The organism is Phocaeicola abscessus CCUG 55929, assembly GCF_000312445.1.
In the GTDB taxonomy this organism is placed as follows: Bacteria; Bacteroidota; Bacteroidia; order Bacteroidales; family Bacteroidaceae; genus Phocaeicola; species Phocaeicola abscessus.
In genome coordinates, this window is sequence record NZ_HE997182.1 from 208,470 (window position 1) to 231,085 (window position 22,616).

General features: G+C 45.4%; 15 protein-coding genes. All 15 read left to right on the top strand.

Annotated features, from left to right (window positions below):
- The first annotated feature begins 5 nt into the window (after positions 1–5).
- The 15 genes from BN102_RS01010 (at position 6) to mads5 (ending at position 22,613) form a co-directional block, all read left to right on the top strand.
- Positions 6–2,231 carry a TonB-dependent receptor gene (locus BN102_RS01010; protein WP_019207186.1) on the top strand — a complete coding sequence of 742 codons (2,226 nt, stop codon included), beginning with the start codon at positions 6–8 and terminating at the stop codon, positions 2,229–2,231.
- A 10-nt stretch (positions 2,232–2,241) separates the two neighbouring features.
- Positions 2,242–6,492, top strand: a complete 4,251-nt coding sequence (locus tag BN102_RS01015; protein ID WP_425357561.1) for a cobaltochelatase subunit CobN — start codon at positions 2,242–2,244, stop codon at positions 6,490–6,492.
- On the top strand, positions 6,492–7,193 hold the full coding sequence (locus tag BN102_RS01020) for an HmuT family protein (protein ID WP_019207188.1): 702 nt from the start codon (positions 6,492–6,494) through the stop codon (positions 7,191–7,193). The genes BN102_RS01015 and BN102_RS01020 overlap by 1 nt, the downstream gene beginning before the upstream one ends.
- 3 nt (positions 7,194–7,196) lie before the next feature.
- A complete protein-coding gene (locus BN102_RS01025; RefSeq protein WP_019207189.1) occupies positions 7,197–7,799 on the top strand; it encodes a MotA/TolQ/ExbB proton channel family protein in 603 nt (200 codons plus the stop codon).
- Positions 7,796–8,119, top strand: a complete 324-nt coding sequence (locus BN102_RS01030; RefSeq protein WP_019207190.1) for a DUF2149 domain-containing protein — start codon at positions 7,796–7,798, stop codon at positions 8,117–8,119. Before BN102_RS01025 ends, BN102_RS01030 begins: the two co-directional genes overlap by 4 nt.
- Positions 8,120–8,609: 490 nt before the next feature.
- A complete protein-coding gene (locus BN102_RS01035) occupies positions 8,610–10,076 on the top strand; it encodes a tyrosine-type recombinase/integrase (RefSeq protein WP_036787052.1) in 1,467 nt (488 codons plus the stop codon).
- Positions 10,077–10,442: 366 nt separating this feature from the next.
- Complete coding sequence (locus BN102_RS01040; protein WP_019207193.1) at positions 10,443–11,828, top strand: ATP-binding protein; 1,386 nt, start codon at positions 10,443–10,445, stop codon at positions 11,826–11,828.
- An 11-nt stretch (positions 11,829–11,839) separates the two neighbouring features.
- Entirely contained in the window at positions 11,840–13,228 is a 1,389-nt protein-coding gene (locus tag BN102_RS01045) for a DUF6043 family protein (RefSeq protein ID WP_019207194.1), read from the top strand.
- Positions 13,229–13,392: 164 nt separating this feature from the next.
- On the top strand, positions 13,393–13,710 hold the full coding sequence (locus BN102_RS01050; protein ID WP_019207195.1) for a helix-turn-helix domain-containing protein: 318 nt from the start codon (positions 13,393–13,395) through the stop codon (positions 13,708–13,710).
- Positions 13,703–15,259 (top strand): DUF3987 domain-containing protein, encoded by a 1,557-nt coding sequence (locus tag BN102_RS01055; RefSeq protein ID WP_198006531.1) that lies wholly within the window; start codon positions 13,703–13,705, stop codon positions 15,257–15,259. The genes BN102_RS01050 and BN102_RS01055 overlap by 8 nt, the downstream gene beginning before the upstream one ends.
- Positions 15,256–16,311: a DUF6371 domain-containing protein gene (locus tag BN102_RS01060; RefSeq protein ID WP_019207197.1), complete on the top strand. Its 1,056-nt coding sequence runs from the start codon at positions 15,256–15,258 to the stop codon at positions 16,309–16,311. Before BN102_RS01055 ends, BN102_RS01060 begins: the two co-directional genes overlap by 4 nt.
- A gap of 268 nt (positions 16,312–16,579) precedes the next feature.
- Positions 16,580–18,697, top strand: a complete 2,118-nt coding sequence (gene mobV, locus BN102_RS01065; RefSeq protein ID WP_019207198.1) for a MobV family relaxase — start codon at positions 16,580–16,582, stop codon at positions 18,695–18,697.
- Positions 18,698–18,900: 203 nt separating this feature from the next.
- Positions 18,901–19,104 (top strand): helix-turn-helix transcriptional regulator, encoded by a 204-nt coding sequence (locus BN102_RS01070; RefSeq protein ID WP_019207199.1) that lies wholly within the window; start codon positions 18,901–18,903, stop codon positions 19,102–19,104.
- 108 nt (positions 19,105–19,212) lie between these two features.
- Positions 19,213–21,240, top strand: a complete 2,028-nt coding sequence (mads2, locus tag BN102_RS01075) for a methylation-associated defense system DNA methyltransferase MAD2 (protein ID WP_019207200.1) — start codon at positions 19,213–19,215, stop codon at positions 21,238–21,240.
- On the top strand, positions 21,237–22,613 hold the full coding sequence (gene mads5 / locus BN102_RS01080; RefSeq protein ID WP_036786892.1) for a methylation-associated defense system restriction endonuclease subunit S MAD5: 1,377 nt from the start codon (positions 21,237–21,239) through the stop codon (positions 22,611–22,613). Before mads2 ends, mads5 begins: the two co-directional genes overlap by 4 nt.
- Positions 22,614–22,616: the final 3 nt, after the last annotated feature.

Below are 22,616 nucleotides of genomic sequence, written 5' to 3' on the forward strand. Positions count from 1 at the left end.
CGATTATGAAAAAAACGCTCTTTTTGGTGCTTTTCCTCACGTTATTAGCGACGATAGCCGTGTGGGCTACGAACGAAGACCATGCCTCCTATCCATATTCCATCACCGGAATCGTAGTAGACGAAGACAATAAACCGATGCCCGGAGCGTCGGTTCTTGTCGTAGGCACTACCGTGGGAGCCGGAACGAATGCAGAAGGGGTATTCCGTATCCAGCTCCGTTCGAATAATCCGGTGAAACTGAGAATCTCGTTCACCGGATATGAGTCGGTAGAGCTGATGGCTTCCCCCCTATCGAAAGAAAGGTTGCAGATACGGCTCATTCCGTCCGATAATCAGTTGAACGATGTGATAGTAACAGGAACGCGCATTGAAAAACCGCTGAAAGAGGTGCCCGTTATTACCAGAGTCATTTCGCACAAAGACATAGAGACGCTGAACCCGGCGAATATGGAATCCTTGCTCCAGTATGAACTGCCGGGCCTGCAAATCGTATACAACTCCATGAGCCAGCTTCCGGAGATTAAATATCAGGGGATGGAAGGCGAATACATGCTGTTCCTCGTCGACGGAGAACGGGTTAGCGGAGAAGGTTCAGACCATAACGTAGACTTCAGCCGCTTCAACGTAGACGATATCGAACGGATCGAGGTCATCAAAGGCGCACAGTCCACCGTGTACGGGTCGAATGCGTTGGGAGGTGTAATCAATATCATTACAAAGAGTGCGAACCGCCCTTTCACAGGGAATATCAATGCTCGATACGCCGGCAATAACGGACAGAAATATACTCTCTCGGCCGGTACAAAACAGAACCGTTTCTCTTCGCTGACCAATATAACCTATAGAACCCGGGACACGTACACTATCGGCGACTCGAAGGGAAAGACCGTAACGATCGTGACGCCCGAGGGTACAATCCAAAAAACGGCCGAGCGATATACCACCACCATCTACGGTTATCGCATTTGGGACGCTTCTCAGAAATTCGGCTATGCGTTTTCCGATAAGCTGAACATGGAAATAAAAGGCACGTTCTATCACAATAAACGTGACATTCGGAAAGGAAAAGTATTTCAGGACTTTTTCATGGACTATACGGGGAGCGGGAAACTGACCTATATCATCGATCCTCGCCAACAGCTGAAAGTTTCGTACGTCTACGACGAATACAAGAAGAACAAAGATTATTTCGAAGCGGGATTCACTCGTACCGATTATAAGAACCTCAATCACATCGCCCACGTAGATTATGCCGGTACGTTCGGTAAACATACCGTCAGCGCAGGCCTCGAAGCTAATTTCGAATACCTCAAACACTATATGTTCAAAGACAGCGCCGATAACAAAACGCAATACCATGCCGTATATGCACAGGAAGATTGGAAAGTGACGGACAGATTATCCCTCATCACCGGCGTACGTTCCGATTATCATAAAAAGTATCATTGGCACATTACTCCCAAACTTTCAGCCATGTACCGCCCGACAGATATCCTAACTATCCGCGTAGGCTATTCGCAGGGTTTCCGATCGCCTACGCTAAAAGAATTGTACGAATGTTACGACATGGGCGGCAGAGGCTGGCTGATGATCTACGGAAACGAGCACTTAAAGCCGGAAACGAGCAACCAATACACGCTATCTGGAGAATTGACGCTGGGGAGCTTCAATTTTTCCGTCTCTGCGGCGCATAACCGTTTCAAAGACAAAATCGCCCTGAAATTGATCGGCGACGGATCGAGCGACGTCAGGTATGAGAATGCAGACAAAGCCAAAACTACCAGCATAGAAAGTATCGTGCGATGGAAAAGCGGTTACGGACTGGTATTGACAGGATCGTACGCGTATGTCGACGACTATGAGGAAATAGAAGGGAAAAATACCTCGTACGTACGCCCGCATGCGGTGACGTTCAGCGCCCTCTACGCGCATAAGTTCGGCAAGATAGGAGCTAATCTTTCCGTAAACGGACAGTGGGCGTCGGCATTGGATTGTTACACCTTCAGAGAGAAGGAAAAGAAGTACGAACTCCGCCATTACGATGCCCGCACCATCTGTACGCTGAATGCCGGAGTTCAGTTGCCGAGGGGGGTCAATTTAAGCTTAGGTATCGATAATCTGTTCAATTACAAGGACAAGTCGTCCGACAGCGTTTTACAGTTGCCGCAAAAAGGAACCTCCTATGTAGCGACCGTCAACATCAATTTGGCCGATATGTTTAATCTATAATAAAATGACCTTGAAAAAGAATTATATCATCGTAGGCGGCAGCTTTCTCATAGCTGCCGTCGTACTTGTTTTCGTCTGGTTCAAATGGTTTGCTCCCACCCGAATCGCTTTTGTGAACTACCAGGTGATAAATCTGGGAGAAATATCGAAAGCGAACGATAATTCCTTTATTAAAATTAGAGAAGTGACGACGGAAGAATTAGACAAATTGCCGAGATACGATATGGTATTTATCAATGCAATGGGTATGCGTATTACCGAAGAGCAACGCGAACGGCTCAAGAGATATGCGGAGAAAGGTTTACCCGTCTTGACGACGTGGGCGACCAATCCCGCCAATAAGATCATATCCGTCGATTCCATTCAGGCCGATTCGATAAGGCAGTATCTACTCAACGGCGGACGTCGCAATTACCGGAGTGCCTTGAATTACGTACGGAAACACATAGACGGGAAAATAACTTTTATCAAAGAACCGGAAGCGTTGGTCAAACGTCCCGATGAACTTCTGTATCACCTCGACCCCGACAAGCCGGAGGACGAAGAGATCGGCTTCAATCACGTTTCCGAGTATAACGGCTTTCTCGAGAAACATCATCTCTATAGCGCAACGGCACCGCGGATCATCATTACAGGCGTGATGGGAGAACCGAAAGATCTGATTAAGAAATTGGAGGAAACCGGAAATGTGGTATATCCCGTCCGAAATTTCAGGACTTTGGTGGATAAGCATCAGATAGATTCCATACAGCCTTCTGCCGTTATTTATATGGCGCACGGACGCTTGGGCGATTATGCCGTCCGCTATTTGGAGAAGCGAAACATCCCTCTATTCAACCCGTTGAACGTGAACAGACTGCTTGAAGATTGGGAAGAAGATAAAATGGGCATGAGCGGAGGATTCCTCTCGCAGAGCATCGTCACTCCCGAAATCGACGGCGCCGTACGTCCCTTCGCGCTTTTCGGTCATTACAAAGATGAGGAAGGACTTCGGCACGCCTTTGCCATGCCCGAAAGATTGGACAGCTACGTCAAGACGATCAATAGTTATATCAGCCTGAGACACAAGCCGAACAGGGATAAACGCATCGCCATATACTATTACAAAGGACCGGGGCAGAATGCACTCACTGCGGCAGGGATGGAAGTCGGCCCCTCGCTTTACAACTTGTTGTCGAGGATGAAACAGGAAGGCTATCGGGTCGACCATTTGCCCTCCTCGTCGAAAGAGCTGGAACGAATGATCCAGGAACAAGGCGCCGTATTCGGCTCCTATGCGGAAGGAACGTCCGCCCGCTTCGTAAAGACAGCCGATCCGGCAATTGTCCGCAAAGAAGAATATGAGCAATGGGCGAACGAGGCTCTTCGGCATGAGAAACAGGCGGAAGTCGTCGCTAAGTACGGAGAATTCCCGGGCGACTATATGTCGGTCGACGGAACGTTGGCGATTCCCAGATTAGCGTTCGGCAATGTGGTATTGCTACCGCAAAATGCAGCGGGTAAAGGCGACAATGAATTCAAAGTGGTTCATGGCGTCGACGCAGCGCCTCCATATCCTTACATCGCTTCTTATCTATGGACGCAATACGGGTTCAAAGCGGATGCCCTAATCCATTTCGGCACGCACGGAAGTTTGGAGTTCACGCCGAAAAAGCAAGTCGCTTTAAGCAGTAAGGATTGGCCTGACCGGTTGGTAGGAACATTGCCTCATTTTTACATTTATACGATAGGCAACGTAGGAGAAGGTTTGATTGCCAAACGACGCTCTTACGCAGGCCTGCAATCGTACTTAACGCCTCCTTTCCTGGAAAGCAGCGTAAGGAGTACCTATCACGAACTGATGGAGAAAATCAAGATATATAACCAGTTGGTGGAGGCAGCAGCAAAGGAGCACGCAAACACCCGAAAATTGGAAGCGGAAACCGAGAAAGCTTCCATCGCCGTCAAATCGCTGACAGTGAAGATGGGTATTCACCGCGATTTGGAATTGGATAGTCTACTCACCGATCCGTATTCGGAAGAAGATATTTCGCGGATCGAGAATTTTGCCGAGGAGCTCGCGACGGAAAAGATAACCGGGCAGCTTTACACGATGGGCGTACCGTATGAAGAGGCGAGGATCACGAGCAGCATCTATGCCATGTGTACGGATCCGATAGCTTATAGCGTGTTGGCGTTGGATAAACTGCGTCACAGGGTCGATGAAAAATTCGAAAAACATGCGATCGCATTCACCCAACGGTACTTGAATCCTGCACGCGCCCTCATCGCCGGACTATTGGCGAATCGGACGACGAATCCGGAAGAATCGGTTTGTCGCATCGCAAACATATCGCCGGAAGAATTGGCCAAGGCGCATGAGATCAACGATTCCAAAAGCAAACCGGTAGACATGATGGCCATGATGGCTAACGCAGGAAACGGTCCCAACAAGCGGAACGGTAACGCTGCGACCGAGGGAGCACACAAACGCCAACACGCTTCCGATACCCCGAAAGGCGGACACGGCTCCGCACCGATCGATACGGCGATGGCGAAGATGGCCGGGAAAATGACGGAGAAAAAGAAAACATATTCCAAAGAGGAAATAAACTTCGCCATGGCCGTCATGGAAATCGAACGAACCATCCAAAACGTAAATCGATACAAAAAGGAACTGACGGAGAGTCCGTACAGAGAATTGGCATCCATGATAAACGCCCTGAACGGCGGCTATACGCTCCCGTCGCCGGGAGGCGATCCGATCGTCAATCCCAACACCTTGCCGACCGGACGCAATTTGTACGGCATCAATGCAGAAGCCACCCCGAGCGAATCGGCGTGGGAAAAGGGCAAAATGCTGGCCGACAACACCATCGAAATGTATAGGCGCCGGCATCACGACAGCATCCCCAGAAAGGTCAGCTACACGCTCTGGAGCGGAGAATTCATCGAGACGGGAGGCGCCACCATCGCACAAGTTCTCTATATGTTGGGAGTAGAACCGATCCGGGATACCTTCGGCCGCGTGACGGACCTGAAACTGATTCCCTCGAAAGAGTTAGGGCGTCCGCGTATCGACGTGGTAGTACAAACCAGCGGGCAGTTGAGAGACCTGGCTGCATCCCGGCTGTTCCTGATCAACAAAGCTGTCGAAATGGCTGCCGAAGCCAAGTACGACGAGTATGAAAACTTAGTGGCAGACGGAGTGGTAGAAACCGAGCGCACATTGATCGAAAAAGGCATTACGCCCAAGGATGCACGGGAGATATCGACCTACCGTGTGTTCGGAGGCCTCAATGGCGGGTACGGCACGGGCATACAAGCGATGGTGATGAGCGGAGATCGTTGGCAAACCGAAAGAGAAATAGCGGACACCTACCTCCATAACATGGGCGCCTACTACGGAAGCGAAAAGAACTGGGAGGTATTCAGAACGTATGCTTTCGAAGCGGCTCTCACGCGTACCGATGCGGTGGTGCAGCCCCGTCAAAGCAATACGTGGGGAGCCCTGAGCCTCGATCATGTCTACGAGTTTATGGGCGGACTGAACCTGGCTGTGCGAAATGTGACGGGAAAAGATCCCGATGCTTATCTGAGCGATTATCGCAATCGCAACCGTTTTAAAATGCAGGAAGTGAAAGAAGCCATCGGCGTAGAGAGCCGGACGACCCTGTTCAACCCGACGTACATCAAGGAAAAGATGAAAGGCGGGGCCGGCGGTGCGGGAACTTTTGCCGAAATCGTTCAGAACACGTACGGGTGGAACGTAATGAAACCGAAGGCTATCGACAAAGAAATGTGGGACCGGATCTTCGAAGTATATGTCAAGGATGAGTTCGACCTGGGCATCCGCCCGTATTTCGAGCAGCAAAATCCCGCAGCGCTGGAGGAAATCACCGCCGTGATGCTGGAGACGGTGCGCAAGGGGATGTGGAAAGCCAGCGAAGAGCAAATAGCCGAGATCGTAAAAATGCATACGGATCTGGTAAACAGGTTCAAACCCTCCTGCTCCCGTTTCGTGTGCGACAACGCCGAACTGAGGAAGTTCATCGCCTCGAAAACCGATGCCGAAACGGCCGTACGCTACAACCGGAACATACGAGACGTGCGGAGCGCTGCCTCCGCCGACAAGAAAGACATCGTCATGAAAAAGGAAGAACTCTCGTCGGCCAAAGAACATGTCAACAAACTGAGCAACACCCTCGTCGGTATTTCCGTCTTGACCCTCATCCTGGCGCTGATTCTCTTTATCCGTTACAAAAGGAAGCACCTGCGATAATGGAAACGCTCGTATTCGTTCTGATGGTGTTGGTTTGCTTCAATTTCTTATTGAAACAGACTGACTGTCCGTATGGGATTACCTTCGCCGTCGCCGTCGCTTGCGCCTTGTTTACGGGATTGATATGGCCGTATGCCATCACCCAATCCAAGACACAGATAGCCAGTTGGCTGGAAAACCCGTCTCTGATGCTCGACACGGCGGTGGTTCTAAGTATCGACGTGATCGTGCAAATGGTGTACTGCATCCTTTATGTATATGTCCACATAGACCGATCGCGTAACAAAAAGAAAATATGGATTTACAAAATCCTGAAACTGTATCCGGGACTGTTGATATTCCCCGTACTTTTCAGCACGCTCGTGTCCCTTATCTTTTCCATGCCGGGCAAGTCGTTCCCGCTAATCGCATGGAGCCTGGCGGCGATCGTGCTCGTCATCATACCCGCAGGGAGAATGCTGCTGAAGAAGCTGTTGCCGGAAGAAGAGTTGCGGATAGAGCTGCTATTCCTGCTCAATGCGGCGGCGGCCATTATCGGAACCATTGCCACGGTCAACGGGAGGACTGCCGTCGAGGGGAACACAAGCGTAAATATCGGTGCGTTATCAGGTATCCTTATCCTAGTACTGACCGGCATATCGGCAGGATATCTGCTTAGAAGATATCGTATTTCGAAACGAACTAAAAAGAAAATAGTATAAATCATGAATTACATCTCAGGCGTTTTATATTGGATCTCGACGGGGCTTCTGGTTCCCGTGGTGATATTGCTCATCTTGTTCTTTATCCGATCGTTGCTGCTCATCGGCAATTTTTTCGGACAGTACGTCTCCATTCACAAAACGGAGAGCTTGCTCCGTGCCGAATTAGACAAGCTCGATTACGAAAACGTGACGGACATCTGCCGTCGGTTGCCGGACAAAAATCCGCTCCCCGTCGTCTCGTATATTCGCAAACTGATCGATGCCCAGAACAGTCCGGCGCACATGCAGAAATTGCTCGACGAATTCGAACTGTTCGCAGACAAAGATCTTTCCGTTTCGAAGACATTGATAAAGATGGGGCCGATGCTCGGTCTGATGGGGACACTGATTCCGATGGGGCCGGCGTTGGTAGGACTCTCTACGGGAGACATCTCGTCTATGGCCTATAACATGCAGGTTGCTTTCGCCACCACCGTCATCGGACTCTTTTCCAGCGGGATCGGATTCATTACGCTGCAGGTTAAACAACGCTGGTACGTTCGAGACATGAGCAATCTGGAATTCATCGTGCAAGTATTAACGCAGAAAACATTGAAAGGATGAGAAGGAGATTGTTGCGAAAAGAAGCCGACAACGACCCCATGAGCGTAGTCGGCAACCTCTTCGACGCGGCCATGGTCTTTGCCGTAGCCCTCATGGTCGCTTTGGTGGCGCATTATAATATGACCGAAATGTTCAGCAAGGAAAACTTTACCATCGTAAAGAATCCGGGCAAAGACAATATGGAAATCATCACCAAGGAGGGAGAGAAAATCAATCGGTATACCCCCTCGGAAGCGTCGAATGCCTCCGGTAAAAGAGGGAAGAAAGTAGGGGTTGCCTATGAATTGGAAAACGGAGAAATCATCTATGTCCCCGAATGATCCGGGCGAACACCTCGCATCGAAAATTTCATGGGCACGAAACCGGAATTTCATAGGTACGAAATAAAAATTCCGTAGGCATAAAAATTTGTTAACGTGCCTATGTTTTCATTTTTTTATCAGCATGAAACGGAGAAACCTCCGCTGCCGAAGTCGAATTCCCTACTGCTCGGGCACATCGCCTGCCGCGCAGGTCGTTTTCGCGGCTTGGGGGATCGCCCGCCTTTCCCTCCGCAGGGGGTGGATTTTCACCGTGGACCAGACAGGGCTTGAACCTGTGACCTCCAGATTATGAGTCTTTTCCATAGTAATTTTACGAAATCACAAAAAATGATAAATGTCGATATATAAGGGAGTTATATATTTGTGGTTTGCAGAAAAATGCGTAAATTTGCACTGAATTTAGAGGTCTATGTTCACCTCATGTTCGCCAAGAATTATTCGCAAATGCCTATAAATAAAGGATTCTGTTATGCCAAAGAAAATCTTTATGTTCACCAATTCGGCCGATTTAGCCAATTTTAGCTACAAAGGTGTCTATGTGTCACTTACAATTGACATAAGAAAATGGACTGTTACAAAAAGGGATGAAGCTGGTCGTCCTGCTGAACATGACCTGTCTCAGGAATTACCAATTGTCCTAAGAGTGACCAAGGAGTCTAAACGTCTTTATTTGCCTGTAGGCGAAAAAAGCACTTGGAGTAATTGGTTGGAAATGTGCAAGCACGAACAAAGTACCAGAGTGAGGGCTGATTCTGAGAGGAGAGCACAACTAAAAAAACACATTAACAATCTAAAGCCGATAGTTTGCGAGATGGCAGATGCAGGTACTTTTTCTCTTGCCCGAATTAAGGATAGGTACAATGGAATCGCTGACGATAATAACACCATATATTCCATTTGGGATGAGTATATCCAGGAAAAGAAAGAAAAAGGTGATGCAGGCACTGCAAGGGTGGGTAGAGATATTCGGAATCGGTTCATTAAAGATCATGGTAAGGATGTTGTATTTGCTGAAATTGACCGTTCCTTTATACAAAAATGGGAATCAAACCTGAAGAAATCAGGGTTAAGTACGACCTATATCAGTATTATATTGCGCTCGTTTCGAACCATTGTCAACAGAGCTATCAGTAAGAGCTATATTAAAGGAAATACCAAGGAAATGTTCAAAGATACTGGTTACAACAAGATTGCCAGTCGTAAACATGAGTTCCTTGATGTAGCCACGATGCATAAACTCTATGAGTTTTGGGAAAAAGACGAGGCTAAAGATGAGAATGGTAACGAGAAATTTCTCCCTAAGGAAAAGTACGCCTTATTCCGTGACCTTGGTCTGTTTCTTTTCATGTATTTGGGCGATGGTCAGAACTTGGCGGACACGCTACGTTTGGAATATGACGAGTGGTATTTTGCCACTCACGGAAAACAATTTAGGTTTCTACGCCACAAAACTAAAGAACGTAACAAGAAATCCAGTGAGGTTATTTTTCCCATAACCCCAGAAATCAAGAAGATTCTCGATAAGTATGCGAATGAGCCTAAGCTCGGACAGCGTGTATTCCCTATTATGAAGCAGTTTCTTACTCCAGAAAAAGAAATGTGGGTAGTACAGCGCTATAATAAATACATTCGTAAGCACGTGCGTAAAGTGGCAGGAATGCTTAAGATAGAGCAACAGCCCTCGCCGACTTGGGCCCGCCACAGTTTCGCAACAAATCTGAACAACTCAGGTCGTGTACCTTATAAATATATAAGCGACAGCATGGGACATAGCAGCAGTGGTGATATTACCTCAAACTACATTGGTACTTACCCACTGGCCAAGATGCTGGAATATAATTCTTACCTACTAAATGAAAATGGACCGGCCGATGATAAGGCTGCTCTCCTTAATCTGCTAAAGGGTATGAGTGAAGAAGAACGCGCAGCACTCATGGCAGAAGCATCAAAATAAGTTATAAGTTAGCGCAATCTGGCAAAAAAGTCGAGATTGCGCAAGATTATAATCCTCTAAACGAAAATAGACGTGGGTATTTTCCCCCTTCTTTCGAATTAGATAATACAGAACGCAAATCGAGAACTATCAGAACCTAAGATGTGAATTATACAAGATAAAAATATAAAAATGACTGATTTTGTCTTCTATAAAAGATAAACCTGCTAACCGAATACTTGGAAAAATGTAATTTTTGTATTGGTTTTATCTTGGAAAAGTGTAATATAACGTCGTTTTTTACCTTGGAAAAATGTAATTAATTTGCATTTTGTTCTTATATATAAGCAAAATGTTGTATCTTTGCACCCACAAAGTCAAGTTTATATGATTACACGCAAAGCTGACGAGCTAATACGTAACTTTATACTCAACGACAGACGCGCCTTGTTGGTAACAGGTGCAAGACAGGTCGGCAAAACGTATGCTATAAGAAAGGCAAGTAAAGAATGCTTTGAAAATGTCGTTGAGATTAATTTCGTAGAGCAGCCCGATGCCATAGAGCTGTTCAGTGAGCAAAAGGGAGCGAAAGATTTGCTCTTACGTCTTTCTGCTTTTACGAAAAAGCCATTGGTTCCAGGAAAGACTCTGATATTCTTCGATGAAGTTCAGGAATGCAAGGAAATGGTAACGGCCATCAAGTTTCTTGTGGACGAGGGTAGTTATAAGTATGTAATGAGCGGTTCTCTGTTGGGTGTTGAATTGAAAGACTTGCGCAGTGTACCTGTCGGGTATATGGATGAGATAGAAATGTACCCTCTCGACCTTCTGGAATTCTTTGAGGCTATTGGCATAGGGTCTGATGTCATCGGTCATCTGCGTAAGAGCTTTGAGGGAAAGCAGCCTGTCGATAACTTTATTCACAAGAGAATGTTGGAAGCCGTCCGGCTATATCTTATCATAGGTGGAATGCCTGCAGCTGTACAAAAGCATCTTGACACAAATAATCTTCGTAAAGTATATGAAGAACAACGTGGTATTATCCGTACCTACAAAAGAGACATCACAAAATACGACCCAGATCACAAGTTGCAGATTGAGGAAATATATGACCTCATTCCATCTGAACTGAATGCAAAGAACAAGCGTTTCATCCTAAAAGCATTAAACGAAAAAGCCAGATTCAGCAAGTACGAGGATAGTTTCTTGTGGTTAAAGGATGCTGGTGTTGCCGTTCCGACATATAATGTTGAAGAGCCACGAGTGCCATTGCTTCTAAGCAAACAACGTAATCTGTTCAAACTGTTCTTGAATGATGTGGGGCTACTTGCTGCTATGTACGGAGGGAACATACAGACCAGATTGCTCAGCCAAGATCCCAATATCAACTTTGGCTCTGTTTTCGAGAATCTCGTGGCACAAGAACTTTACGCACATGGTTTTACAGAGGAACAGCAACATTCTCTATATTATTTCAATAGTAAGAAACAGGGTGAACTGGACTTTGTAGTGGAATATGACAACAATGTGTTGCCAATAGAGGTTAAGTCCGGTAAGGACTATGAACGCCATAACGCACTTTCAAATGTCATGGCAAATGAAGAATATGATGTACCACAGTCCTTTGTATTCTGTCAAGAAAATGTACAAACCAAAGGAAAAATCACTTATTATCCCATCTATATGATAACCTTCTTTGAGCAGATTCAGACAGAAGAAGAAGTTTATAAGTTTGACCTGACTGGGATTGGGGATAAAGAAACAAAAGAATAGTTGCTATATTCATGGACGAGAAAGTACTATTAGATTGGAAAGAAACCCACTCAGATGTCTATTCCAAGTTTAAGCAAGATTTGGAAGCACAACTATTGCAACCTTATCATCAGAACATCTTAGACCTTGGTGATGGCAATGCCGAACCGCTGCAATCGGTCATCGCCAATCTTGTCACCATTTCATCCAAAGATGATATTGATGTAGAAAAGCTATACTCCAAGGCAGTCAAAGAGGGCGACACTTCTGCATATTGTTTATGCTGCTATCTCCTCTTTGATAAGGGTGCAGACCGACTGGCAAAAGCCATCGAGGAAAAGTCAGAGGAACCAGGCATCCAAGAAATCATTGATGCCGCAGAGGATTACAAACGGTTCCGCGATGAGAATCATAACCGAGAAACCACAGAGATAACATCAGATGAACTAAACCTGCTTACCCTCCGTCGCTGGCACTATGATCATCCTGATGAGTATGGTGAATTTATAGCCACGTTTCAGAAAGCCTATGATGGCGACATGACTTTCATCCAGAACAACTATTTCTTCCTCATGGAAATGCTTTCCTTCGGTGGAGTCAAAGGAATGATGAAAATAGTGGCTGGCCTGTTCCCTGGCAACAAGCACTACGAACAAAGCCTGATGGGAACCGACGACAACCCATTGAAGGGACGTTTGTCCGAAATGCTTGACTCTTCGCTTAACAATGAAGTTATCCGTGAACGGCTGCTTCATAAGAATCCCTATCTGTTCAGCCTTTATTATTGGATTGTCTTCGATAATGGATTCCTTCATGCTGCCGACCTTCTTTCACAAACTTTCCTTAAGCCAGAAAGTCCTTATTGGCAAAGGCTTTTAGGAAGACGGTGCATCGAAACACTCATAGGTGCAAGTGTTGATAAGGCCCATTACTCAAAAGGTCAATGGAAGGAGGTTGCCAGACAACTGAAGAAAGGCGAAGCCAAACAGGTGATAGATGCCGCCTTACTTGAAGTGCAGAGCAGCGGAGGTAGGAAGAAAAAAGTTGTCCTACTTGAAGAAATGTTACTGCCAGAGGATGTGTCTGTTCTGATTGCAGAAATTGAGAAAGTACTTTCTGAATGGAAAAAGATTGAAGAAACGGATTCCATATTGGCATATATTTTCGCTGCATTGGTCAAGGGCAAACTTACAAACGGCGAATACAATTACCGCACCTTCCATACCGCCATACAGGAGAAGTTTCCTGACATCCATATTAATAAAGGCTTTGACTGGGCTGAAGCAGTATATAACGCCATCATATCCAAAGACAGTGATGGCAACCTGAATATTTCAAATGCCCAGATAGAGCGAGCCAGAAAGTACACGACAAGAATAAAGATCCGGCTACTTTCGGCCATCAACCCCAATATCGATTAGATTCTCAAGGATGCTCATTTAGGCATCCTTTTTTGTTCTCTTTAGGGCCTATTTGTTAAAGAGCTGTTAAATGCACCTCGGCAGAATTCGTTCCAAATTTTGCCGAGGGAACACCCTATGACATTACAATAACTTTGCGGCATGAAATCAAAAAAAGTGATTATATGCAAGGAAATTTTGTAATGTTACAGATGGATGACCTCAGGCAGGTTGTCACTGAGATTGTAGAAGAAGTCTGCACAAAGCGCGGACTGAATGAGAAGCCTTCCGTTGAAGAAGGCGAGTGGTTAACCCGTGAGGAGGTGTGCGAATTGCTGCACATCACTTACACGACTCTCTGGCGAAAGGAGAACGAAGGTGTCATCAAGAAACACAAGATGGGCCGACGTAACCTCTATTCCAAGAAAGAGGTCACGGACATATTCTCGTCCGCTATAGAAGATGGTGACAATAAAAAATGTAAGGAGGAGTGCCATGGATGAACCAACAAAGCTTAATAGTATTGCATTGGCCACCATCAATGCTGTACGAGCAGAGGCTGCCCACGTTTCTGACACAGGATTGCCCTTGGATGTGTTTCCTGCCAAAGTACAGGAAATTATTCTTGACCTCGCAGCTGAGGACAATTTCCCTGTAGAGTATACAACAGTTGCCATGCTTTCTGCGGTTTCAACAGCCATTGGAAATACTCGACACATCCGACTTAAACCCTCATGGGAGAGTAATCCCAGCCTTTACGTCATCCTTGTGGGTGAGCCAGGGCAGGGTAAGACCCCTCCCTTGGACTTTGCGTATAAGCCCATAGAAGATCACGACTATGCCATGTACACTAAGTTCAAGGACGAAATGGATCAATATAATGCCACAGCAGAGAAGGGCAAAGCAGATGTTGGAAGTGGTATGGAAAAACCAGTCTTAATACAAACCATCCTATCGGACTCAACTCCTGAAAGTCTGTGGCGACTGCATAATGACAACCAACGTGGTGTTGTACTATTGATTGACGAGATAATGGGCTTCTTCCATTCCGTTTGCCGATACAATGATAATCCTTTCATGAGTCAGATGCTTACAGCTTATACTGGAAAGCAGGTGAAGGTGACTCGTTGCAATAACCCCATACCATCCATTATTCGAAAGCCATGCATCAATATCATCGGTACCACCCAGACCGAGCGCATTCATGAGTTCTTCACAGATGAGAATGTCAACAGCGGATTGATTGACCGTTTCATGTTCGTCATTCCCAAAGAGGTGAGACCTACACTTTGGACTATTACTGACAAAGAGAAACCTGTGGGCTTAGTCAAGGCCCCTTGTAATATACGATGGAACAATATTCTGACCCGTCTGATTCAGATAGAATGTCCATTCAGTGAGGATGGCAAGGAACTGGCAACTATAGTCCTTGATATGACTTATGATGCCAAATGCTTGTTTTATAATTGGCGCAACAAACTAAAGGAGGAGGCTTTTGCCATCGGCAGACAAGGGAACATAGAAGCAAACTGTTTGGTACGCCGAACGGCCAAGATGGAGGCGAATGTCGGACGCTTGGCTCTTATCTTCCAGATGCTCCGTTGGGCATGTGGGGAAGCAACAGATACGCTTATTGATGAAAAGTCCATCCGTTGTGCTTTGCGTATGCATGCTTTCATGGAGGAATCATATATGAGAATCTTAAGTATAGTTGATACGCACAGTATGGAACCTGACAAAAAGGAGTTCCTTGATTTGCTCGGTAATTCTTTCACTACAGCGGAGGCGATAGCTGCTGGTGTGGAGGTTGGTATGTCTGCCAGTGGTGTCAAGAAGAATTTGCCCAAGTTAATTCACCAGAAGTACATTTACAAGAAAGCACATGGGCTATATGAGAAAGTTCCCTCCTGCTCTCTTCAAACTCTTTCCACTTTGGGTACTTTTCCACTTTCAGAAGCTCATGTTGATACCGAAAGTTCCCAAAGTACCCAAAATTCTGTAGTTCCAAAGTGTAACGATGATAATCAGCAAAATCAAACTCCATTATTATGAACCAGTATAGATTCCATCTGAAGAAATATGATACGAGCAGGAGAAACAACAAGCTCACCTGCCCTCAATGTGGCAAACGTAATTGTTTCGTCAAGTATGTTGACGAGGAAGGTATTATCATCTTCCCTGACTATGTAGGTCGATGCGACCATGAGGACGCTTGTGGTTACCACTATACTCCCAAGGATTACTTCCATGATAACCCAGAGGAAAAACCTGATGCAAAGGATAATGACGACATCACTTATAAGCCACATACGTCACGTAACTCCAACAATGTAAAGACCGAACCTCTGGTTCCGTCTTTTATATCTGAAGAACTAATGAGAAAGTCCCTTTCACATTATGAGATTAATCCATTACATCGTTACCTGTGCAAGACAATAGGAAACAATGCTACGAACCGTCAGTTTGAACGCTATTGTGTTGGCACTTCCAACAAGTGGAATGGTTCGACTGTATTCTGGCAGATTGATGTGAATAGCAACATTCGTGGAGGAAAAGTCATGGCATACAATCCGCAGAACGGCCATCGCATCAAGGAACCACTGGCATACGTCAGTTGGGTACACTCCCTGTTGAAACTACCCAACTATAACCTGAAGCAATGTTTGTTTGGTGAGCACTTGCTTAACTCACATCCAACCACTCCCATCATGCTCGTGGAAAGTGAGAAGACTTGTCTCATTGCGTCACATTTTATGCCAGATTTCCTCTGGTTGGCAACTGGTGGAAAAAACGGTTGTTTCAATGAGGATGCCCTACAAGTGCTTAGGGGTAGAGATGTGATTCTCATGCCCGACCTTGGAGCCACGGAAAAATGGCAAGTGAAGTCTGATATACTCAAACCTATTTGTCATAGTGTGATGGTATCTGATGTTTTGGAGAAAACGGCAACCGATGAGCAACGTGAGGCTGGACTTGACATCGCTGATTTCCTGCTGATGCAAGAAACCAAGCAGATGCTTCTGGCAAGAATGATAGAATTAAATCCAGTTCTCCAGAAACTTATAGATGCTCTTGAACTCGAAATCGTAGAGGACGATTCATAAGACTTCCTCACGAAAGCATGGCTACGCCGAGGGGATTACGCAATAATCCCATAACATAATATGGACTTTTAGATTCGCACGCTCCCTTAAAAAGTCCCATTATGCTCTCCGAGGGTTGAACCACACCTGCAAGCTATGCTGATTACCAAAACTAACGCCAGTAGCCAAATGGCATCTGTGAGGGAGTAACTCTCTCCCTCAACCCTCCACTCAGGTTCCACCCGAGACCCAAAGAACATTTATCCATTCACTTTTAAAAAAGAAAAATATGTCTAAAGCTAGAAACAACATTCCTCGTGCCGCCATTCGTGTTGGCGCACCAACAAAGTCCTTTTCTGCCGCGGAAGGCTACGAACCGGAACGTCGCGGATGGGACGAGAAAACTTATCGTCTGAAGAATCAGGACACCAACAACCACTACGATTTCTTACGCAAGCATCTCAACTTTGAGATTAACGGAAAGGGTGAAATCGTTCCTCTCGGTTCCAATCCCGTGCCACTTCATGAACGCTTGCAGAAGCGTCTTGATGAACTCGGTTTCAAACCCTACATGGACAAGAACAACCCATTGGGAATCTCCGACAACAGTCCAAATTGTACCGTCGGAATCATCGTCAGTGGTGACCATGATGTGCTGACCCGACTCGCCTTCGGTGACCAAGATGTGGACTTTACCCTTCAAAAGAGCAATGCTCATATCGTGCTGAGGCAAGGCTTCAAAGACTGGGCAATGGACACCTACCATTGGGCGTGTGACCATTGGGGAGCAGAGAACATCATCGGTTTTGATGTTCATCTTGACGAAACTACACCGCATATTCAAATCCAGACCATCCCTATGGCAAAGACAAAAACCAGAGGTCGTGCGTCCGCCAAGTATGTACATAAGGATGACAAGTCGAAGGTTCTCTCCCATAAGGAATGGAAGAAACTGCCTGAAGAAATCCGCTCGAACTTCGTAAGAACAGAAGTCGAACGGAGGGAAAAGGAATGTGTATCGTATGCCCGTGTATGGGGCGAGGACAAATATGCTGTAGGAAAAACCTACTACCAGATGCATACTGACTACTACAACGAGGTTGGCAGAAAATATGGGCTGGAGCGTGGCGATGACATAGCCATGCTGCCAGGTGAGGAAAAGCGTGAGCGAGTTCACAAGAACAAGGCCGTGTTGGAGGCAGAACGTCAGGCAAAAGATGCCATTGTCAGGAACCAAATGGAAAATGAACGTTTGGAAGGTCAGAAGGAAAAGATGGCGAGTGAGGTGCAGGACATGAGAAGGCAAAAGGAGAGTTTGGAAGGAGAGGTGGATAAGATGGAAGGTCGGAGACGGAGTGTGGAGCAGCAGAAGAAAAACCTCGAAGATAGTGTCTCCCAACTGGAAGAATATGCTGCGGCATTGGACATTAAGGAAGAAGACCTTATGGTGCCAATATTGAAAACCGATCAACTTGTAAAGGATGCATGGGATACCATAAAAACAGAACTTGAAAAGCCCATTCCTGCTTTCGGTCAGAAGGAATGGCGCGAGGAACGACGGGAAGTAATTAAAACCATCCTTACAGAATTGCAGACTGCACTCATGCAAGCCAAAGAAGCCCAGAAGCAGGACATACTGAAATTGGGAAAGTCACTCTTCAACAAAGCAATGAAGGAGGCGAGAACGATTATTGAGCAGAACAAACAACTGCAAAAGGAGAACGGTCGATTGACCGAAGAAAACAATGGGCTCAAAAAACGCATAACTTCGATTGACGAGAATGCCATTACAAGACTTCGCATCCAGAAGAATGCAGAAATCAAAGAACTGCAGGAGCAACTTGGCAAAGCCGAGTATGAGGCTGTCCGTTCAGGCAACAAGGCGTATAGTGAGCATAAACGAGCTGAACACGCAGAGGGTCAAGTCCGAGAAATGTTGGGCATTCCTGAAATCAAGGAAATCTGGGAGAGTATTCAACAGAATAAGGAAGCCTTCAAGAAACAGATTGACAAATGGATTGAAAATGGTGTTGCTGCCATCAGGGATTACGCAGAGGGTAAAAACAGCGACTTCCAACCAGAGAAGGGTGAGGCCGTTGCATGGGGCATCATAGCTGAAGCATTCGAGTGTGACCTTGACCCAACAGATGAAAAGCAGCGCAGGATTGCTGCCGCCTATCTGTTAGAGAAGGTGTCATGGACAGGAATCTCATCAGATTTCAAAATTGATCTCACCGCTTCCCGTACCAGACAACTTTGCGATGCGATGACGGTTTCCAAAGATTTGATGCAAAACTTGCTTCTTATGGCAGGAGGAAGAGGTGGTGTCGGCATTGGCGGTGGTGGTTCCAGCAGTGAGCTTACCAACTGGGACGGCACGAAGAAAAAGACTGGCTGGGGAATTTAAGGTGATACTATGTTTCCACAACATCAAGAGTGGGGGTATTTTGACGCTCCCCTTGCTAATTTATCACTTTTGACTTTGAATTTATCTGCAAAAATTGATTAAAAAGCAAATTATATGATTTATAAAACCATATTTTTCCGATTTTAGAACGATAATTGCGATAAAAACATTATCTTTGTACCCAATAACTAAAAGCGATAAACATGGAAAGTAAAGATTTGAACCGGTTGAAAGTGGTGCTTGCAGAAAAGAAGCGCACCAATAAATGGCTTGCAGAGCAGTTGGGTAAAGACCCTGCAACTGTGAGTAAGTGGTGTACCAACTCGGCACAGCCAAATTTGGAAAATCTCATGGAGATTGCCAAAGTGTTGGAGGTAGATGTGAATGAACTTCTGAGAATGCCATAATGTGTTTAAAATAGGTAAAAACAAGGATGGACTAACATGGATGGGCTAAACCCATATATTTGAGACAAAAAAGAATTAATTTTGCAAATTTAAGAATTATCATACGATATGAGTGTCCAAGAAGAACAGGCAACAAGAAACGAGGTTGTACTCGATGAGAATCAAATGATCTGTGCCCTCACGAATAAAATTGTGAAGGTCACTGACAAAGAGCTTACGCTTCAATCAATGATAACCATGCTGACAGATGAGTATGGTTTTAGTCTGGATGACATGGAACGAGATTTCTCTGTCAAGTTTGAAGACCAGGATGAAGGCCGCAGTCGAACAATGAAAGTGTCAATTGCCGTTTTTGAGGAAGGTCGCGCCCACGATGTGGGGAACATGATTCGATTCGTTCAAGTCGTGAAAGATGCCAAGGTGAAGGACACAGACCAGAAACAAGGTGTTGCTGCACTTCTTGAACCTATTCTTCTCAATACGAATTGTGAGTTTGGTTGCTGGACTAATGGTGAGGACCTGCATTATATGCATGGTGTGGAAGATGAGTACCACTATATGACCTGTGAGGACATCACTGACTTCCCTGCATACGACCAAACCTTTGAACAACTTGTTGCACAGGGCGACCGCTCCGTTCCACGCAAGCCAGCTAATGAGTCTCTGGTAAAGACATTCAAGCGTTGCCACGATTACATTTATGGCAACGAGGGCATGAAGAAAACCGCCTTCTGGGAATTGCTCAATCTTATATTCTGCAAACTCTTTGATGAGAAGCGCCGTTTTAGCGATGCAAAACAAGGCATCAGCTATCGCCGTAAGTTCTGGGTAGGTGTGAAAGAACAGAATACAGAGGAAGGACAAAAGGCAGTTGCACAGCGCATCAAATCGCTCTTCGAGGAGCTGAAGACCGACGGCACCTTCAAGGATGTTTTCGACGGCAACGAGCAAATTAATCTTTCGGATGCCGGACTTGCAAGGGTTGCCGCAGAATTAGCTAAATATTCTTTCCTTGATGCTACCGTCGATGTGAAGGGTACTGCCTATGAAACAATTGTCAGCAATACGCTGAAGCAGGAGGCAGGACAATTCTTCACACCTCGAAACATTATCAAATGTATGGTTGAGATGCTTGATCCAGACGAGAATACCCGTGTGCTCGACCCTGCATGTGGTAGCGGCGGCTTCCTCGTGATGGTACTTGACCATGTGCGTCATAAGATAGTGAAGCGTCTATATCCTGATATGGATGCGCTTCATCAGGAAGCAATGCTCAATACACCTGATGTAAATGAGGAAGTGCGCAAGTATGCGGAGAGGATGATATTCGGCTTCGACTTCGACCCGGACTTGAAGAAGGCTGCTCGAATGAATATGGTGATGGCTGGTGATGGTCATGCAAACATCTTCAACATCAACTCGCTTGACTATCCCCATGGCGACCGTCCCGATGTTCCCAACATCGCACCGGCTGTTCAGCGAAGTATCGAAGCAAGTGCTGATAAATCCTTCCCCTTTGGAACTGCAAGGGAAAATGCACAAGGCAAGTTCGATATGATTTTCACGAACCCGCCATTCGGTGCTAAGGTGGAAGTTGACCCTGCCATCATTCAACGCGCTCAGTTTGAACTCCAGAGCAATGCGCCTGAAGTTCTTTTTATAGAACAATGCTATCGTTTCTTGAAACCTGGCGGTAAGATGGCTATCGTTCTTCCTGATAGTATTCTTGGAAATCCCAACATGGAAGAGACGCGTAAGTGGATTCTTCGTCACTTCCGTTTGTTGGCAAGTGTCGATCTGCCCGTAGAAGCATTCCTTCCGCAGGTGGGTGTGCAAGCCTCCCTATTATTCCTTCAGAAGAAGAAAGACATCAGTGTTGATTACATCCAAGAGGACTATGATGTTTTCATGGCCATAGTGGAGAAGGCGGGCAAAGACCGCCGAGGTGTACCCATCTATGAGCGTGATGATGATGGAGCAGAATTGCTATTCGACCACATCAAGCAGAACCTGATAATCGAAGATAATGGTCGTGAACGCCTGATGCAGCGCAAGGAGCGCATCAAGCATTTGGATGATGATCTACCTAAGGTGAGTACCGAATATAAGCATTTTAAGGAGGAAAGAGGCTTATGAAAACAGGGGTGACATCAACAAAGCACTTTGCATCTATGGGCTTCCGCTTAGACCCATCGCTTCATCTAAGCGAAGGGTTACAAGTTCGTGAAGATCTGGCAAAGTTACCATACGGACTTATAACTATAAACGATGTTTCAGAAAAGGTGTTTTTGGGAAACATCTTTTCCAGAGTCTTTGTGAAAGATAAAGCACATGGCAAAACATATCTTGCAGCTTCAGATACTGTTCTTTCTAATATAGAGACAGGCCGTTATCTTTCGAATAAACAAGCGGAACAGTTAAAACATCTATGGCTGAAAAAAGACTGGATTTTGGTTACTTGTTCTGGTACATTGGGTAATGTAACTTATACCAATAGCACATTTGAAGATAAGATTGCGACCCATGATCTTATCCGCATTGTACCCAATGACAAGAATATCCTGAAAGGAGTTGTTTATGCTTTCCTCGCAGGAAAATATGGCTATTATCAAATTACACAGTCGCAGTTTGGTGGAGTTGTAAAGCACACTAATGATAAAGATGTTGGGAAAATTGTAATTCCCCTTTTCCCAGAAGACGTTCAGGTGAAGGTCGATTCTTCTATTAAAGAATCTGCACGTTTGCGTGAAGATGCGGCAGCAGCACTTGAAAAAGCTAAAGACATCCTTGCTTTGTGGATTAATGCAGAATTTGAAAAGCATTATTTCAAAACGTCATCTGTATCATATAAAGAAATATTAGATTCTCTTCAGCATAGGCTTGACCCTCCAGCATTGATAAATGATGGTGTGAAAACAATTTTTGAGTTGAAAAATAGATTAGAACATACAACTATTGGAAAAATTAATGGAAAAGTATATCGTCCCGGAATTTTCAAGAGAAATTATGTCGAAGATGGAATTCCTTATATTAAAGGTTCGGAAATTTTTCTTAACAATCCATTCCGCCGTTGTGATTATCTTAGTCGAACACGCACCCCATTCATAGACGAGATGGCCATGAAAGAAGGGCAGATATTGATAACATGTGCGGGTTCTGTTGGAGACATAAAGCTTATTACAAAAGAATATATTGACAAACAATCTATAGGTTCTCAAGACATCATTCGTCTTGAATCTTATGATGCTCTTTATACGAAAGAATACATGTTTGTTTATCTACAACAACCATTTGTCTATGACTATATTCAGTCCATGAAATATGGAGCTGTGATTGAACGCATAGAACCATTCCATGTGGAATCCATTCCTGTAGTCAAGCCAACAAAGGAACTCAGTGAGGAGATAACTGGGATTATTCGCAACTACATGGATTTTACATATAGAGCTTTCAATGCTGAAGAAAAAGCAATCTCTTTAGTCGAACAAGAAATAGAAAAATGGAACTAAATT

Coding starts and splice junctions, on each gene's coding strand:
- BN102_RS01010 (WP_019207186.1), top strand. CDS start 6: ATGAAAAAAACGCTCTTTTTGGTGCTTTTCCTCACGTTATTAGCGACG.
- BN102_RS01020 (WP_019207188.1), top strand. CDS start 6,492: ATGGAAACGCTCGTATTCGTTCTGATGGTGTTGGTTTGCTTCAATTTC.
- BN102_RS01025 (WP_019207189.1), top strand. CDS start 7,197: ATGAATTACATCTCAGGCGTTTTATATTGGATCTCGACGGGGCTTCTG.
- BN102_RS01030 (WP_019207190.1), top strand. CDS start 7,796: ATGAGAAGGAGATTGTTGCGAAAAGAAGCCGACAACGACCCCATGAGC.
- BN102_RS01035 (WP_036787052.1), top strand. CDS start 8,610: ATGTTCACCAATTCGGCCGATTTAGCCAATTTTAGCTACAAAGGTGTC.
- BN102_RS01040 (WP_019207193.1), top strand. CDS start 10,443: ATGATTACACGCAAAGCTGACGAGCTAATACGTAACTTTATACTCAAC.
- BN102_RS01045 (WP_019207194.1), top strand. CDS start 11,840: ATGGACGAGAAAGTACTATTAGATTGGAAAGAAACCCACTCAGATGTC.
- BN102_RS01050 (WP_019207195.1), top strand. CDS start 13,393: ATGCAAGGAAATTTTGTAATGTTACAGATGGATGACCTCAGGCAGGTT.
- BN102_RS01055 (WP_198006531.1), top strand. CDS start 13,703: ATGGATGAACCAACAAAGCTTAATAGTATTGCATTGGCCACCATCAAT.
- BN102_RS01060 (WP_019207197.1), top strand. CDS start 15,256: ATGAACCAGTATAGATTCCATCTGAAGAAATATGATACGAGCAGGAGA.
- mobV (WP_019207198.1), top strand. CDS start 16,580: ATGTCTAAAGCTAGAAACAACATTCCTCGTGCCGCCATTCGTGTTGGC.
- BN102_RS01070 (WP_019207199.1), top strand. CDS start 18,901: ATGGAAAGTAAAGATTTGAACCGGTTGAAAGTGGTGCTTGCAGAAAAG.
- mads2 (WP_019207200.1), top strand. CDS start 19,213: ATGAGTGTCCAAGAAGAACAGGCAACAAGAAACGAGGTTGTACTCGAT.
- mads5 (WP_036786892.1), top strand. CDS start 21,237: ATGAAAACAGGGGTGACATCAACAAAGCACTTTGCATCTATGGGCTTC.